This window comes from Ligilactobacillus aviarius (assembly GCF_001654615.1).
In the GTDB taxonomy this organism is placed as follows: domain Bacteria; phylum Bacillota; class Bacilli; order Lactobacillales; family Lactobacillaceae; genus Ligilactobacillus; species Ligilactobacillus aviarius_B.
Window position 1 is genome coordinate 1 of the sequence record NZ_LWUD01000022.1, and the last position, 17365, is coordinate 17365.

A 17365-nucleotide genomic window follows, 5' to 3' on the forward strand; every position below is an offset into this window, starting at 1 on the left:
AAGCATGCTTAAATAATTAAGCAGATTAAAAGCGAAAAGAGGTTGTGATTGATCACAGCCTCTTTTTTTGTTCTTCTTTATCCCCGAATACCTTCATTCGGACGTTGAATAATCTAAATTAATCATATAAAATAGGATTATAAGTATCGTTTATCTCGATGAAGAAGGTTAAATTATGTTTGATCACAAATTAATCACTTTTTTAACGGTTGCCAAAGTTGGTTCTTACACCAAAGCGGCAGAAGAACTTTACATCAGTCAGCCAGCTGTTTCCCAGCAGCTTAAAAACCTTGAAGAAGAACTGAACGTAAAGTTATTTACTTACAAGAAACGGAAGCTTCACCTTACTCAATCAGGAAAGCAGCTTCTCTTATTTGTGGAATCGTTGCGTTCCCAAAGTAATAAGTTTAAGGAACATTTACATGCAATTCCGAAAAACAAACGGCCATTGCACCTGGCAGCAACCCAATCATTAACCAACTCAATGTTGCCAGACTTAATTTCATTCGTAAATGAACGGCATTCTGAAATTATCCTTCACTGCGATGTGATGAATACCAAGGAATGTCTTGATCAACTCCATTCTGGCAAACTTGATTTTGCCCTGGTCGAAGGAAATTTTGATACCGAACAATTTACGGTCCGGCCGTTAATTGACGAACCATTCATTGCCGTTGCATCCCCGAAATTAGGCCTTGATCCAAATCGGGAATACAAGTTAACGGAATTATTAAACTTCCCGTTGATTTACCGGGAAAGCGGCTCTGGTTCATACGCCATTATGCAGCAAATTTTAGGAACCCAAAACTTAAAAGTCAGTGATTTTGATCAACGAACTCAAATTAGTAACCCTGAAACCATCAAGCAGGTGCTTGAAATGGGAACCGGGATCAGCTTCATGTACCGCGGAATCGTTGCCCGGCAGATCCATGAAGGTTCGTTAATGGAAGTTAAACTTCATGCCATTAACATTACCCACCCAATTTACCTGGTATACCTTAATAACAATTACTTTGAAAAGGAATACTTACAATTGCTTGATGAATGGTTACCAACATATCATGAATAAAATAGGTGTGACAAAACAAACGGTCTATGTGGAAATTCGAAAACCTCCGAATCTTTGCTCCGCGATTCGTTCGCTTTTCTACTTCCACCACGCCCATTTTTACTGTTTTGTCACACCTTCTTTTTTTATTCTTCTTTCAGAACCTCACACTGCACATGGATCTTGCCGTGATCATCTTTTTGATAATAGACTCCTTGAATTTCAGGAACAAAGCCGTCAAACCGTTCCATTGCGCCAACTAACGTCTTAAAGTAGTCGCAATCGACCTTTTGCCACCGTTCACCCGGGGCCACAATAAAGACGCCCGGAGGATACGGTAACGCACCTTCCATTGCGATCCGGCCTTCAACTTCCTCCAGGTCGCACAGTTCACTTTCATTGTGCCGAAATGCGAGGTCCGCGTCAGCCGGCTGCATCTCGTAATCCTGCATGTTGGGCTTTTCAAACAATGCCTGTTGCAACTTAAAGGTCTGGTGGGCACGGTAATATGCATGCATTTCATCGCATAATTGCTGAATCGTGTATCCTTGATACCGATCAGCATATTCCTGTGCTAATTTTGGTAAAACCTGTTTCAATGGTGCATCGTTTAAGTATAACCGTTCAAATTCCAGCAACGCCGTCATCAACGCGTCCAAATCACTTGGCGTATCACCAGGGGTCAGCAAGAACAGCAACGAATTCAAGTCGGCTTTAGCCTTTAAGATTTGGTGCTCGGTCAAAAATTCAGCAACGACTGCTCCCGGAATTCCATTTTCAGTATATTCTTCATGCTTAACATCGATTCCCGGGGTCATGACCGTTAATTTCAACGGATCAATGATGGCTTCCCCTGAAACGGCCCGCTTAAATCCATGCCAGTTGCTTTCGGATGATAATTGCCAGTATTTCAAATCACTTGCTAATTCATCGGTTGGAATCTCTTCCCAATTCCGGCCATCAATCGTTTGCGGAACCAGCGGTCGGAATAGTTTCGATTTTCGAAGCAGCTTTTTGCGCCATTCGATCCCGCGTTTCAAAATATCATTCCACCATGCTAAATTACTCTTCCCGCTTGCAATGTACGGGTTAACCGTCATTGACGCGTATAACGGGTAATTATAACTCGAAGTTACATACTTCAAATAAGCATTGTTAAAGTGTTTATGATCAACGTACCGCTTTTGGCCTTTAATATGGGCATCCTTCTTCAAAATCTGGGAAGCCGATCCCATTCCGGTTTGTTGTTTATGAAGCGATTCGGTTACCAAAATTCCCGGATCATCCGGGCCAAGGTCTTGCGCTAACGGTGACAACGGCTTCATCATTTCAATAAACTGTTCAAAGCCGCCCCATGCACAGTCAAACAAAACGTAATCACATAGCTTCCCGATTCGTTCAAGCATCCACTTTGCGTTGTAAAAAACGCCATCATACGTTTCAGCTTGAATAACTGCCATCCGGAATGGGCGCTTCTGCGCAGCCTTGTCCGGATCAACCTTCGCAGCTTCCTTGCGTAATCTTTCCTCCGTTAAAAATTGCGGATCCATTTCACCAATCAAGCCCAAGGCGTTGCGATCGGTTGGAATATACACCGGTTTGGCGCCATTCATAATCAAAGCTCCATTATAAAGTGACTTGTGATTATTCCGGTCAAATAAAACTAAATCACCGGGCCGTAAAACCGCGCTTGCGCAAATATCATTCGATCCCGTTGTTCCGTTCGGACAAAAATATGCTTTATCTGCATGGTAAACCTCTGCAGTTTTTTGTTCAGCCTCTAATGGTGAGCCCGCATGCGTCATCGTATCGCCTAATTCCGCAACTGTATCACTTGTATCAGCATATAGCATATTTTCGCCAAAGAACCGGTTAAAAACAACTCCGGCTGGATGATTTTCATTGTATCTTCCATTATGATGTCCGGGAGTCGTAAAGCTGATTGGCCGGCGATCCGCAAATTCAACTAGGTCAGTTAAGAATCGCGGAACCATTTTCTTTTCATATTGCAGTGCCGCAGCATCAATTTCCCGGGTAATATCAACAGCCGGTTGCGTAATATCAACCTTCACAACTGGAATATCCAGCATTGATTTAGCTTGGACAGCCGTTGCAAGCCGCATTTCATCCTCACTTTCAGCACTGACAACCATGGCAGCTAATTCAGCCCCTTTAAGCGTTGAAGCAAGTTCAACGACTGGCCATTGCTTTGAAACATACTGCATCAAACTCTTCGGCGCAGCAATTTTCAAAATTTTCATTTTCGATCACTCTTTTTCTGAAAAAATCTTTCATAAACATTGTTTTTGAATTACACTATTAAAGGTACATCTTTTTTCATATCTAGTATAACAATAGGAGGAATAAAATGCAGTATAATGCTGGTTTTAGCTGGAATAAAGCTCCGGGCAATTCATCCATTACCGAATAAAATTTAACAAAGAGAGGGAATTTCGATTTATGGATGATTTAGCACCGAAAAAACATTATATGAGTTGGCCAGTAATTGCCCTACTGGACTTCGTTACAATCATTAGTTTTGAAAATATTTTCTATCCATTTCAAAACCAAGGGCTTTCAGTTGTTGTTTCATGGATTTTCTTACTTTTCTCGTACGTTATCCCTTATGCTTTGATCGCAACTCAATTGGGATTAACTTTCGGCGGTGAAGAAGCCGGGGGCCTTGCTTCCTGGATTCGCCGTGGGACCCACAGCGATCTGTTCGGATATGTTACGTCATGGATGTATTGGACCCAAACGATCCCGTACCTGGTTGACGTTTCAAACTCCGTTGTTGTTTCAATCAGTTGGATCATTTTAGGAAACGCAACCTTGAACCAACACATGTCAACAACAACCTTTGGATTAATGACGTTCATTATTATCCTATTGTTCATCATTTTCGAAAACAAAGTTAAAAACTCATTGGAAATTTTGTCGATCATCGGCGGGGGTGCCATGTTCTTGATTTCAATGCTGTTCGTCTTCATGACAGTTTGGGCACTTGCACACGGCGCACACATCGCAACCCACTTCAGCTGGAGTGCATTCAAGCCAAGCTTTAGTCTGCACTACTTCTCAACGACCGGGCTTTTGATTTTCGCAATGTCCGGGGCTGAATTGGCTGCACCATATATCAGCCGCTTGAAAAACCCACGTAAAGATTTCCATAAAGCAATGTGGGCATTAGCATTAATGACCGCCTTCTTAACGATCTTTGGGACATTAGCATTGGCCGTCTTCTTCAACGCCAACCACATTCCATCAGACTTTAAGATGAACGGTCCATACTATGCTTTCCGGCTTCTCGGAGAACAATGCGGCATGGGCAAGACCTTGATGTATGTCTTCGCCTTCGTTCAACTCTTCTTCATGCTGGCTCAATTAGCGATCTTAATTGATGCTGCCAGTCGGGTATTCGCAAGTGATACGGCTTCGAAATACATGCCAAGCTGGTTAACAAAAACCAACAAGAATGGCCGGCCAGTTAACAGTTACATCTTAACTGCTGGAATCAGTTTATTGATCTTGCTCTTGAGTGGAACATTACCAAGTATCAACTCAATTTACAACTGGTTATTGAACCTGAACGGAATCGTTTCACCATACAAGACCGCCCTTGTCTTCGTCGCATTCATTGCCATTCGCTGGCACGAGGACGAATTCAAGTCCGACTACGTTTACATTAAGAACCGGAAAGGCGCCCTTGCAATGGGTTGGTGGTGCTTCATCTTCACGTTTGTATGTGCCACCCTTGGATTCATTCCGCAAAACGCTAACCCAGGAACCGCTTCATTCAATCACCAATTGATCATGAACTTCCTGACCGTTGGCTTCCTGATCGTTCTTGGATTCTTACTTCCTGCATTGCGGAAACTTGAAGTTAAACGTAAAGGATTAAAAGAAGAATAAAATTAAAATCCATGGTTAAAGCCATGGATTTTTTGTTTACTTTATTTAATATCAATTAAAAAGCCCGCAGGAACCAATTTCGTTCCTGCGAGCTTTATTTGAATATATTTACCTTACCGGACAACTAAAACTGAAATTGGCGAGTATTTTGCCATATAAGCGGCTTGTGAACCAAAGTACTTTTCAAGGCCTTCTTTGGCCAACGCCCCAATGACAAGTAAGTCAGGGTTAACTTGGGGAATCACCTTTTTGATGATCGTTTCCCCGGCATCGCCTTCCGCAATTACCGTTTTAACCTTCTTAACTCCTGCTTCAAGGGCAATCTTCCGGTAGTCTTCAATGTGTTTCTTTAACTTTTCAACTTGTTGGCGCATGTAGTCGGCATCCAACACTTGATAAACATTCATTTCATCTTTTTCAAGGATCGATGTGATGTATAAGGTGGCATCGAGTTCCTTTGCCCGTTGCATTGCAACCCGGAAAGCGAGTTGCGCGTCATCCGAATCATCGACCCCGACTAAGATTCGTTTGATATTTTTAATTTTTTCAGCCATTCTTTTTCCCCTCTACTTTTCGTTTGCCTGTGACCGTCTGATTCGCCGGTTGCTTGCCCATAATTCAGCAATTACCCAGATCAGCAAAAGAACGATCAACGTTCCAATAATATCTGCACTAATGTGACCTAACCAAACCTGGTGCGGTGTTGGGTTATCACTGAAGAAGGCTGTCATTTGATCCGGCAGGCCTTGAAGGTTTAAGAAAATCAAGGCAACAACTGAAATCCAGCCGGCAATCTTAACCCATAAACTGTTCCGGAACTGCCCCATTTCGGTTTTACTGTTCGTCAGCATCAATAATGGAACCATTGAAAATGGTAATGCTAATGACAAGAAGACCTGGGAGTTGATCATCAAGTTATTGATCGCAATGTGTTGATGAGTAACTGATTCGCCACTCGTCGTCATTACGCAAAGGATAACCGGAACAACTGATAATAACCGTGTTACTAACCGCCGGGCCCATAATGGCATCCGCATGTGAACGAAACCTTCCATGATAACCTGGCCGGTCAACGTTCCCGTAATGGTTGAATTTTGACCTGAAGCTAATAATGCAACCGCGAATAACGTTGACAAAATTCCCGTGCGAGCAACTGACGCTAAAATATGATTATGTAACAAACTTGGACTATTTAATGCATTGAATAAACCAAAGAATGATGTATCCTTAACTGCACCTGACTTGAAAACCGCAACCCCCATGATCAAGAGCAATGCATTTACGAAGAATGCAGCGGTTAATTGAATGTTTGAGTCCCATGTTGTAAACTTGATCGTCCGCTTGATGTCTTCATCGCTTGCGTGGTCAAGTTCACGGGTTTGTGAAATTGATGAGTGGAGATACAAGTTGTGCGGCATAACGGTTGCCCCGATGATTCCCAAAGCACCGGTCAATGGCGTTTCCCCGTTGATTGACGGATGACTTGCCATTACGCCTGCACTTGGAATCAATCCTTTAATTGCAGCTCCCCAGTTTGGATCTGATAAGATTACTTCATATGCAAAGACAAAAAGGATTACACAAATTAAACAAACAACGATTGCTTCAATTTTACGGAATCCAATTTTAGCAAGTAACAAAAGAAGTAAAACGTCGAATACGGTAATAAAGACCGCGATCATTAACGGAATATGGAAAAGCAGATTCAACGCAATCGCTGCCCCAATAACTTCCGCAATATCCGTTGCCATGATCGCCATTTCGGTCAGCAGCCATAAGATGATTCCAAGAGTCCGACTTGTGCGTGCCCGAATCGCTTGTGCAAGGTCCATTTGGGTTACAATTCCCAATTTAGCTGCCATGTATTGCAAAAGCATCGCAATCAAACTTGACAGCAAGATAATTGACATCAGCAAGTATTGGAAGTTTTGCCCTCCAGTAATTGATGTTGCCCAGTTACCGGGATCCATGTAGCCAACCGCAACAAGTGCACCTGGTCCGGAATATGCTAGTAAGGTTCGCCAGAATCCTTTTCCCTTTGGAACATGAACGGTTCCGTTGATTTCTTCCAACGACTTCCCGTTCGCATACTCGATAAGATGATGTTTTTCTTCAGCCATCTTCTTCACCCTTTCCCTCATATTTTACAATTATATGGTATATAAAACCAAAAGTTTTGGCAAGCCTAACTTTTTCAAATTTCAGCCTGTTCGCCTAACTTACTACCGATTATCCTTATTTATGATACGGTGCTCCAGCATTGATCATAAATGCCCGGTAAATCTGTTCGGTCAAAACCAGCCGCATTAATTGGTGCGGCATCGTAAATCGGCCGAACGAAATTTGAGTATTTGCGCGCTTCAACACTGCCGGTGATAATCCTAACGAACCGCCGATCACAAACGTAATGTCGCTTGTGCCGTAGGTCGTTAAGTCTTTAATTTCTTCCGCAAATTTTTCGGAAGTCCGTTCCTTTCCCAGAATCGCCAGCGCATAAACGTATTCCTTATCCTTGATCTTTGACAAGATCCGTTCGCCTTCGATTTCTTTGACCTTTTCCATTTCGGCATCACTCAATTTTTCCGGCGCCTTTTCATCCGGGACCTCAACAATTTGAAACTTGCAGAATTTGCTTAACCGTTTTGCATACTCTGCAATCCCTTGTTTAAAGTACTTTTCCTTTAATTTACCAACACAGACAATTTTGATATTCAATGGTTATCGACTCTTTTCCACAAAGTTATCCACATATCCACAATTTGCAAATCAATATCTTGTACGAACAAAAATTCGCCCCCATATTTAGAATTCAAAATTTTCTTCATCCACAACTTTGATTCTGTATTAATTTCTTTTAATCGGCGTGAAACACTTTAACAAATCCTTATTTTAAAGCAAGTTCCACGCATTAAAACAATCTAATTCTGACAGTTTTGCACAGCTGTTCACAACTTTGTGGATAACTTTAAGAATTTTCCTGTGCGTTTCCCACACGAATTTTGGGGACAAATTGGGGATAACTTTCGTTTTGCTGGTTAAATTATACGCATTTTTCAACCCGTCGCGCAACTTTTACCATTTCGGGCCCGAACAAACGCGACGCCAAGTATTTTTGCTTAACAGCATTAATCCCTTATAATATAGGTGAAAGAAGGCTTTCAGATGGCAGAAATGTTAACCAAAACACTCGAACTGGTTAAGGTTCCATCATTTAATCCGGGAATCATCGGTTCATCTTCAAACTACGTCGTTCGCTGCACTAAATGTGGTCGCACCCAAGAAATCAACGCTGATTTTTGGAAAGACTACGTGCAACATCCATATTGTAAATATTGTGATCAGTATTAAAAAAGAGGTTAGGATATACCTAGCCTCTTCATTTATGCATAATCGGGTTCCAAAACAAACGAGCTACTTGGAAGTTCGAAAACCTCCGAATCTCTGCTGGCGCGATTCGTTCGCCTTTCTGCTTCCACCACGCTCGTTTTTGACGTTTTGTCACACCTTCTTTATTTAATTTCCATCTTCATTTGACGCCGCCGTCGTATTTTGATCGTTGGCTTCAAGCGTTAATCGAACCTTGGTCGTCTTTTCCTGACCGTTATGATAATATCCGATCTCAACGGTACTGCCAAGCTTATGCGCATAAAGTGCTTCACGTAAACTTGCTAAGCCCGTGACCTTTTTTCCGCCCAGACTGACGATTACATCGCCCTTCTGAATTCCTGATCCTTTCAACGGTGAATTATCATTGATCTTGGCAACCACGATTCCGCCCGTTACACTTGACGGAAGCTTCAAGACACTTTGTTGCTGCTCTTCCGGAATATTGTTCAAGTCAATCAGCGAAATCCCCAATGCTGGCCGAATCACCTTTCCGTTAGCAACTAACTGATTAATAATCGATACAACTTCATTACTTGGGATCGCAAAGCCCATTCCTTCGACCGAAGTTGATGAACCCGAACCAGTTCCCGTACTTGAAAGTTTCATTGAGTTGATTCCGATTACCTGACCAGCCAAGTTGATTAATGGTCCGCCTGAATTTCCGGGGTTAATGGCCGCATCAGTTTGAATAACCGTTTCTTGACCCGTTGTTACTCCTTGACTGTTTGTAACGTCGATCGTCCGCTTCTTGGCTGAAATAATTCCTTCAGTCAACGAGGTTGCGTATTCAGATCCCAATGGCGAGCCAATCGCAAGGGCGGTTTGCCCAACCTGAATGTCATCTGAATTACCAAAGGAAGCAACTTCCGTAACATCTTGGGCATTGATCTTCAAAACCGCCAAATCAGAAATCGCATCATGACCAACAACCGTTGCCGGTAATTTCTTTCCGTTACTCATTAATACTTCAACCTTATTTGACCCCGCAATAACGTGATTATTCGTAACGATAAATGCTGTGTTCCCCGACTTTTTGTAAATAACCCCTGAGCCTTCACTTTCAGAGGTTTCCTTGGCACTCTTTCCGCCGCCAAAATTCCCAAAAAGCGAATCCAATGAGTTATCTGATGAAGAGTATGCTTCAACTGAAACCACGGCGTTTTTAACCTTATTAAACGCTTTGGTTGCTTGATTGGTTTCCGTTACCTTAATGTTGCTCGTAACGGTTTTTCCCTTCCGGTTATCCTGCGTTACCGTCTGACTGGAATACCGATTATAAACTGCGCATCCGCCGATCACGATTCCACCGCCAAGGACACCGCCGGCTAATGCCACCAAAAAGACCTTTTTCAACGACATTGTTTTCTTCTTTGGTCGTTGGGGTGCCGGTTGCGGTTGTTCGACCTGATTATTTTCCGTATAATCACCGCTATATTGATTTTTATCACCCATCAAGATCCACTCCCTTCTAACTTACTTTAATATCTTCGATTATAAAAACCAAATTTGAACACTTTATGAATAATATTCGTAAAATATCAAAGAAATTTAAACCTAAATATAAGAAAAATTAATCGATAATTTAATCCAGTTTTCCCTATTAAAAAAGACCGCGACGAAGGTCGCAGTCTTAATTAAGCATAATTTCAATCACCCATTAATTATAACTTCATTAGCGCTGTTGCCTGATCCGGACTGGTATCCAAAAGATGAAAATCATGCTCAACGGCCAAATCGTGCTGTTTCATGATGTTTTCAACCGTAAGATGCGCCAACTCCTTAATGTTATTTTCCTTGCTTAGGTGACCAAGAAAAATCTGTTTGGTATCATTCCCCAAAACATCGATCAAGGCCCGAGCACCATCTTCATTTGAAAGGTGCCCGGTATCACTCATGATCCGCTGCTTCAACGCCCATGGATAAGGTCCCATTCGCAACATTTCAGTATCGTGATTGCATTCCATCAAAATTGCTTCGGCATCCTTGATGACTCCCTCGACCCTTTCAGAAACGTATCCCGTATCAGTTACGATTGCAAATGAATGGCCTGCATGGTGCATTTCATAAAACTGTGGATCAGCCGCATCATGCGATACGCCGAAACTTTCAACATCAAGGTCACCGAGCGACAGTACTTTTCCTGCTTCTAAAAGATGCTTCTGTTCGGGCTTGATTTTCCCAATTTTCGGCGCCATGGCATCCCATGTCTTTTGGTTGGCATACACATCCATTCCATACCGCCGGGCCAAAACACCAACGCCTTTACTATGGTCTGTATGTTCATGCGTCACAAATAAGCTGTCAACGTCATTTAACGTTCGCCCAATCGAATTCATGAGCTCTTCGATTTTCTTTCCGGATAAACCCGCATCGATCAAAACCTGATGTTCAGGCGTCTCAATGTACGTTGCATTTCCCGTACTTCCGCTTGCAAGGATACTGACCTGCATTGCGTCATCTTGTTTTTCCGTTCTGATCCACTCCTTTCAATTTAATTATCATCCATTACCGCTCCGGTAAAGGCATTGATCCGCCGATAAATGATCGTTCCGGAAGCGTTATTTTTAATTTCAAAAACCCAGGTTGGAATGTAAACTGTATTTCCGTTAACCGTCAACATTTTAGAGTACGCCAGGTTACTTGATTCAACCGTTGAGTTGCTTGGAAGCTTGTTATACTGGTACAACCAAATCAAAGCTCGTTTTTGACTCAACGTTTTCCGCGCACCGCGCAACGTTTGCAAATTATCAAGGTGTCCCTGGGTATATCCTTGAACATAACCATTCTTTAGATGGAATCGAATTTGGCCGCCATTATCATAAAACGGTTCGTCATTGACCTTTTGGGTATAAACGATCGTATCCTTTGTTGAAAGGGCCTTACTGTATTGATAATCCTTCCCATCAATGATTTGATTCGGATCATTCACGATCGATTTCAAAACCTTTTGCGGATTATCAGCATTGACCTTGATCATCGTTGCAAAGGTTGAATTCAACAGGTTTCCGTTCATGCTCCAGCTTTGATAGCGAAGCTGACCGGCCTTATTTTTCAAATCATCATTATTCGGACTTGAAACATAGTATCCCGTTCCCGTTTCATTTGACGTTTCGCCAATCGTGATCTGATCATCCCGCATACTTTTCAGCACTGACACCGTGGTATTTTCGGGATGATTGACCGTTGCATCCATTATCGGGCCCTGTTTGAAGTATGAAGAAACAAGAAAGACATCCAGCATAATAAACGCAACAAAGAAGATCCATTCAATTCGTTTAAAATTCATTCTTGCTCCTCCTAACTAATGATTCTGGCTTAATGTTTGGTAATTGATCCAGTTGCCGTTATACCGGATAAAGTACGTCGGTGTCAGATCAACAACCATTTGTGAACCAGCATTTTGGGTCCATTGATAGCCGACAATAATGTTCTTTACTTTTCCCAGGTTATAATTTTTGCTCTTCAACGTTTGCAAGACTTGACTGGTCGGCGGCAAATTAACGGTTTGATTATTATTCGGTAACGGAACTTGCAGATCATCAACCGAGAATCGATACTCCGTTGCGCCGTTCGGTTGCATTCCAATCTCATATGTCCCATAAAAGTTCGGCGAGATGATCGGGTACCCGTTAATGTAACTTTGATACGTCACTTGATGATGGCTTTCATCATAGTTTTGATACCGAACATCATCTAATGAGACCCCTAAGTGGCTTAAATTATCAAACCCGTCTTTAAGGGCATCATTGAAACTAACTTTTTTATCTTCATTTGCACGGCCCTCACGGACATAGTTGACCGTCCCATCCTTACTGTTAATAACCAATCGTTGGCCGTTATCCGTTGTATACGTTGTGACCCCGTCGTGTTCCTTAGTCGCAATTGAGTTTGAACTTGAAGCCCCTAATAAGTGCGTCACAAATAAACTCGAATTTTCCTTATTGATTAAGTAACTGTATTTCGAAACCGTTACGCCCTTCGGATAATTCTTAATATAATGACCTTTACTGATTTCCTGGTATTCGATCGGTGTTTGTTGAATATCCTTCGCTGTCACCCGCCGGTATACTTCTTCCGGGATCGAAGTCTTTAATCGCAACTTGTATACCTTATAGTTCATATCATTTAGCAAATAAATTTCCCGGTGATTAGCCGTTGGTAGCACAATATGCTGAAACCGTTGATTTTCATACTGCTTGGCAATCTCTGAACGCCCAATCAGCTTTTCAAAAAGCCCGATCGATACCTGATTAGAATATGACAAGATAATGTTGTCATTTTCAAGCAAGTCTTTGCGGTACGTATTAAAGTCCTTATCGTTTTGAACCGTGATCTGCTGAACCTTGATTTTCCGTAAATCCTTGCAAAGGTCACTGATCAAGTTATCCTTACTACTCGTTAATTGCGTTTGCTGCTTATTTTGCGTTATTGCAATTCCCGTTGGCGAATAAACATCTGCCAGGTCATAGTGAACCGTTGCATCCGCTGAATTGCCCGATTCATTCGTCGTGGTCGTCTGGGTCGTATTTCGATGAAAAGTTGCCGGATCGATCCAAATAATGGCTGAGAAAACTAAACTGACCACCACTGCAATTAAAAGCCCAATGTGCAGTAAATACTTTTTAATTTTCATCCCAAAGATCCTCCTCATCATCGTCATATTCATGGTATGGAAGGGAGATGTAGAATGTCGTTCCCTGGCCTTCAACACTATCGGCCCAAATCTTACCGTGGTGCATTTCAATAACTTCCTTTGAAATGGCCAATCCTAAACCGGTTCCGCCTTGAGCCCGTGACCGCGCCTTATCGACCCGGAAGAACCGGTCAAAGACGTGGTTCAGATCCTTCTTTGGAATTCCTAATCCTTGATCTGAAATGCTCAAAATAACATGATTTTGGGTTTCTAATAACCGGCACGTAATTACCCCGCCATTTGGCGAATACTTGATCGCATTATTCATGATATTATCAATTACCTGAATAAACTTATCCGTGTCAATTTCAACCCAAAGATCTTTCTTGGTAAAGTCGCGTTTGATCGTATAGTTCTTCGACTTGGTTGAATGCGTATCGTTATTGTCCTTTTCAAGCATCATTTCAAACCGGTCAAGAACATAGTTAAACAGTTCATTCAAGTTGACCAGTTCAAGATCAAGCTTGACCCGTCCCGAATCCATCCGGGATAGTTTCAGCAAATCATTGATCATCCGAATCATCCGGTCCGTTTCTTCTTGCGTTACCTTTAAGAAGGAAGGTGCAACTTCCGGATCTTTCCACGCACCGTCATTTAACGCTTCAATATAACTGCGCATACTTGTTAATGGTGTCCGTAATTCGTGCGAAACGTTTGAAACAAATTGCCGCAATTCACGGTCGATTTTTTCCTGTTCGGTTACATCCCGCAAGACACAAACGATTCCCGAAATAAAGCCGGATTCCCGTTGAATGAGCGAGAAGTACGCATGCAAAATCTGATCGTGATCATCCGCCGACATGTCCAGCGTAATTTCCTCCTGATTTTCAAGTAAATCGTGCAACGTGTAGTCTTCGCGAATATCAAGAACATCCAAAATTGATTTGCCGAGGGTATCTTCTTCATTTACATCAAGGTAATCGCATGCTGCCTGGTTAATAATGTTAACTTTTCCACGGCGGTTTGTCGCAATAACCCCGTCAGACATGTGCGTCAGCACCGAATCTAGCCGGCGCCGCTCGGACTCTGACTGTTCCTGCGACTCTTCAACCCGTACTGAAAGGTTATTGACGGCCTCTGCCAATTGCCCCAGTTCGTCTTTCCCGTACACATGAACCTGCCCTGAATAATCGCCCTTTGCGATCCGGGCAGTCTGCTTCTTCATTTCATCGATTGGTCTGGTAATCGCACTTGATAAAATAATTGCCAGCAAAAGCCCGATGACCGTCGCAATCAGCGCTGCCGTAGCAAAAATCGCCGTTACATTGTTCAACGAATCATAAACACTTTCAAGACTGGCACGGATATAAACCGCCCCCACAACCGCGTTCGTATTCCCTGTTGAACTGAATAACGGGGTAATTGAAATATAATACCGTTTATTGTCGCTGCGGTCATACGTCATTTTTGAATATGTCCGTCCGTTATATAAAACCTGCTTAATGTCACTATCAGTTGTCCGCTGTCCGACTAAAGAGCGCTTATCAACGTCGTTATCGCCCCGAATGTTTCCTTTCGCATCAACAACCTGAACATCAGTAATATTGCTGTTATTAACGTCTTCCAGAATCGTTCGGATCTTGGCATTCGCCTTTTGCGTGTCGCTTGAACTCAAATTTTGGGCAAGCGAATTATCAACGTACGACGACAATTCGACCCGTTGTTTAAATGTTTTTAAGTTATCACTTTTCAATCGCTGAATAAAAACAGCCCCGACAATTTGAAACGCAATTAACAGTAAAAGCGCAAATACCAGGGCAATTTTAAAGTGGATCGATTGGAAAAAGTGAAGCTTTTCTTCTTTAACGTTTTGTTTTTCTTCACTCACTTTGATCTCAATCCTTTTGATTTAATTTTAATTTGTTTCTGGATTCCGCAAGTAGTATCCAACTCCGCGCCGGGTCACTAGCCAAATTGGCCGGCTCGGATTATCTTCAATTTTTTCACGCAACCGGCGAACCGTAACATCAACGGTCCGAACATCACCAAAATAATCGTATCCCCATACGGTTTGAAGCAAATGTTCCCGGGTCATTACCTGACCAATGTGCTTTGCTAAGTAGTAAAGCAATTCAAATTCCCGGTGGGTCAATTCGATCTTTTCGCCCCGCTTTGAAACCACGTAGGCATCCGGGTAAATTACAAGGTCACCAATTGCAATGTCATTGTTTTTACTTTCTTCTTCTGCAGCTTGCGCTTCTGCCATTGTGGCTGATTGCCGCCGTAAGTTTGCCTTGACCCGGGCAACTAATTCCCGGTTTGAAAACGGCTTGGTTACGTAATCGTCAGCCCCCATTTCAAGACCTAAAACCTTATCAATTTCGGCATCCTTAGCCGTAACCATAATAATCGGCATGTTGTGAGTCTTGCGCACTTCACGGGCAACTTCCAGTCCATCAATCTTGGGCAACATCAGGTCCAAAAGAATCAAATCAGGATTAACTTCTTCAACTTTTTGCAAGGCTTCTTCACCATCATAGGCAGTGTAAACATCATAGCCTTCTTTTTTCAAATTAAACTTAATAATATCGGAAATTGGTTTTTCATCATCGACAACTAAAATCTTTTTCATAAGCAAATACCTCCCCCATTAAAATGGGTTTTCAGCGACTATTAAATAATCACTCGCCTCATCGAATTGAAAAATTCTCAGTTTCTATTATAAATCATCGCCGAATGAAAACCAAACCACGAAAAGACAGTGATCTTCATTCGAAATTCTAACCGAACATTTTGAAAACTATGCTATAATACAGTTAAGCTCTAGGCTTGGTTTTCAAAGTTTTCATTTATAAAACGATTAGTGAAAGTAGTTAGTGATTTTCACTTAAAGCAAAGATGACAAATTGACTTCTTTTATACATTCTCCAACGAATTTGTCACTGAGCTTTCAAGGAATAAATCATACATTCTCCCCTTTACTATTAACTACGCTCACAGTTGGCAAATTTTAAAACTTACATGGTCAAATTAATAATCATCTCCGGAGTTTTTATTAATTTACACGAAGGTGCTTTAAGTATTCAAGTTAACTTCTGTTACCTCATACTTGGATGATTTAGATTAACTTCACATGGCGGTTTTGATTTTTACCAGCTTTCGGCTTTATTGATGAAGGGTTGGAAAGCAATTCTAGATGCGATAAAAACACAGAACAAAAAGTAAAAGGCTGTGACGAAAGTCCAGCCTTTTTACATCATCGGATTCCAAAACAAACGAGCTACGACGCGAAGCTAGTGAAGTTCGAAAAGTTCCGAATCTATGCTGACGCGATTCGTTCGCTTTTCTACTTCCACCACGCTCGTTTTTGACGTTTTGTCACACCTTCCTTTATAAATTCAATTCATATCCTAACCGTTCTTGGACTTCATCGCCCTTGTCAATCATTCCGCAATAATGAAATCCAGCTGATTTGATCAAGCCCTGCATCCGTTTATTCATTGCATGGGTATCGATTCTAAAATTCTGCATGCCCTGTTCGACTCCAATCGAAATTAAGTTACTCATCAAATAATTACTCAAATGCATTCCTCGAAATTCAGATGACAATGCTAACCGATGAATCGTGGCATACGGTTGATCAGTTACGTCCCAGTGACCATCACTGATATTTTGGTAGTTAGCCTGCGGATCATGTGCCAGGGTCGCTACTCCCGCAACTTGATCATTTACCATTAAACAAAGCATTCATTTCGCTGAATATCAGTTTGAAAAACTTCCTCAGTCGGGTAACCGTCTTGCCATTGCGGACTCCCGTCGTTTTTTAAGAGCGCTTGGGCTTCATGAATAATTGCCATAATTGATGGTAGATCGCGTTGAGTAGCGGGTCGCAGGTAAATTAAATTCATTTTAATTCCTCATTTCTTCTTTTTCAAAAATTAATTTATCCCTTAGTTTAGCCGTTTTTAAGCCTTTTTTCAAAATTCTCAAAAAAAATTTCAAAAAAAGCTTGCATTCATCCTCTATCCTTGATATTATATTAATCGTCGATGAGATGTGAAAAGTTCTTATCACTTATCAATTAAAGATTTATGGGTGGTTAGCTCAGCTGGCAGAGCAACGGACTCTTAATCCGTGGGTCCAGGGTTCGATCCCCTGACCACCCATCAGTGAAAGTCGTGATGTGGTCACGGCTTTTTTGTTTTACCCAGTTCTTTTTCTTTGCACCCATTCCCAAACTGCATATAATTAAGGGTGGAAGGAGTTAGAAGCCCTGTGTTAGATGGTAAACAAGTGACCATGTTTGGGAATAATGTTTTCAAGTCAGGGTCGAGGCCCCTTCTTTAATTTGAAAATAAAAGATTGAAATTCAAAGAAGGGTGTTC

15 protein-coding genes and 1 tRNA gene are annotated in these 17365 nt (G+C 41.9%); 4 read left to right on the forward strand and 12 right to left on the reverse strand.

The window, feature by feature from the left end; all coding sequences use genetic code 11:
• Positions 1-175 precede the first annotated feature (175 nt).
• Entirely contained in the window at positions 176-1069 is an 894-nt protein-coding gene (locus A3O17_RS04570) for a LysR family transcriptional regulator (RefSeq protein ID WP_057827237.1), read from the forward strand.
• Between the two features lie 125 nt (positions 1070-1194).
• Here the strand turns inward: A3O17_RS04570 and A3O17_RS04575 are convergent, their stop codons facing one another.
• A complete protein-coding gene (locus A3O17_RS04575; protein WP_064212761.1) occupies positions 1195-3309 on the reverse strand; it encodes a putative ornithine decarboxylase in 2115 nt (704 codons plus the stop codon).
• A gap of 199 nt (positions 3310-3508) precedes the next feature.
• On the opposite strand from A3O17_RS04575, the gene A3O17_RS04580 reads away from it, so the two are divergent.
• Positions 3509-4960 carry an APC family permease gene (locus A3O17_RS04580; RefSeq protein WP_057827235.1) on the forward strand — a complete coding sequence of 484 codons (1452 nt, stop codon included), beginning with the start codon at positions 3509-3511 and terminating at the stop codon, positions 4958-4960.
• Positions 4961-5073: 113 nt separating this feature from the next.
• Here A3O17_RS04580 and A3O17_RS04585 read toward each other — a convergent pair whose 3' ends face one another.
• From A3O17_RS04585 to rlmH, 3 genes are all read right to left on the reverse strand, one after another.
• Positions 5074-5514, reverse strand: a complete 441-nt coding sequence (locus A3O17_RS04585; protein WP_057906315.1) for a universal stress protein — start codon at positions 5512-5514, stop codon at positions 5074-5076.
• A 12-nt stretch (positions 5515-5526) separates the two neighbouring features.
• Complete coding sequence (locus A3O17_RS04590; RefSeq protein WP_057827233.1) at positions 5527-7101, reverse strand: Nramp family divalent metal transporter; 1575 nt, start codon at positions 7099-7101, stop codon at positions 5527-5529.
• A 94-nt stretch (positions 7102-7195) separates the two neighbouring features.
• Positions 7196-7675 carry a 23S rRNA (pseudouridine(1915)-N(3))-methyltransferase RlmH gene (gene rlmH, locus A3O17_RS04595; protein WP_057827232.1) on the reverse strand — a complete coding sequence of 160 codons (480 nt, stop codon included), beginning with the start codon at positions 7673-7675 and terminating at the stop codon, positions 7196-7198.
• A 447-nt stretch (positions 7676-8122) separates the two neighbouring features.
• On the opposite strand from rlmH, the gene A3O17_RS04600 reads away from it, so the two are divergent.
• Positions 8123-8308 (forward strand): hypothetical protein, encoded by a 186-nt coding sequence (locus tag A3O17_RS04600; RefSeq protein WP_057827231.1) that lies wholly within the window; start codon positions 8123-8125, stop codon positions 8306-8308.
• A gap of 165 nt (positions 8309-8473) precedes the next feature.
• On the opposite strand, the gene A3O17_RS04605 is transcribed toward A3O17_RS04600, so the two are convergent.
• The 8 genes from A3O17_RS04605 to A3O17_RS08000 form a co-directional block, all read right to left on the reverse strand.
• Positions 8474-9799, reverse strand: coding sequence for a S1C family serine protease (locus A3O17_RS04605; protein ID WP_057827230.1), 1326 nt, complete (start codon positions 9797-9799; stop codon positions 8474-8476).
• A gap of 209 nt (positions 9800-10008) precedes the next feature.
• Entirely contained in the window at positions 10009-10797 is a 789-nt protein-coding gene (locus A3O17_RS04610; RefSeq protein ID WP_064212762.1) for an MBL fold metallo-hydrolase, read from the reverse strand.
• 41 nt (positions 10798-10838) lie between these two features.
• Positions 10839-11633, reverse strand: a complete 795-nt coding sequence (locus tag A3O17_RS04615) for a two-component system regulatory protein YycI (RefSeq protein WP_064212763.1) — start codon at positions 11631-11633, stop codon at positions 10839-10841.
• 15 nt (positions 11634-11648) lie between these two features.
• Positions 11649-12980, reverse strand: a complete 1332-nt coding sequence (locus A3O17_RS04620) for a YycH family regulatory protein (protein WP_064208140.1) — start codon at positions 12978-12980, stop codon at positions 11649-11651.
• Positions 12970-14868, reverse strand: a complete 1899-nt coding sequence (gene walK, locus A3O17_RS04625) for a cell wall metabolism sensor histidine kinase WalK (protein ID WP_057827226.1) — start codon at positions 14866-14868, stop codon at positions 12970-12972. The genes A3O17_RS04620 and walK overlap by 11 nt, the downstream gene beginning before the upstream one ends.
• A 27-nt stretch (positions 14869-14895) precedes the next feature.
• Positions 14896-15612, reverse strand: a complete 717-nt coding sequence (yycF, locus tag A3O17_RS04630; RefSeq protein WP_064212764.1) for a response regulator YycF — start codon at positions 15610-15612, stop codon at positions 14896-14898.
• Between the two features lie 758 nt (positions 15613-16370).
• Positions 16371-16715: a GNAT family N-acetyltransferase gene (locus A3O17_RS04635; protein ID WP_318529096.1), complete on the reverse strand. Its 345-nt coding sequence runs from the start codon at positions 16713-16715 to the stop codon at positions 16371-16373.
• Positions 16715-16888: a hypothetical protein gene (locus A3O17_RS08000; RefSeq protein ID WP_318529082.1), complete on the reverse strand. Its 174-nt coding sequence runs from the start codon at positions 16886-16888 to the stop codon at positions 16715-16717. The genes A3O17_RS04635 and A3O17_RS08000 overlap by 1 nt, the downstream gene beginning before the upstream one ends.
• 185 nt (positions 16889-17073) lie before the next feature.
• Here A3O17_RS08000 and A3O17_RS04640 point away from each other — a divergent pair.
• Positions 17074-17146 (forward strand) — tRNA-Lys (locus A3O17_RS04640).
• The last annotated feature ends 219 nt before the right edge of the window (positions 17147-17365 follow it).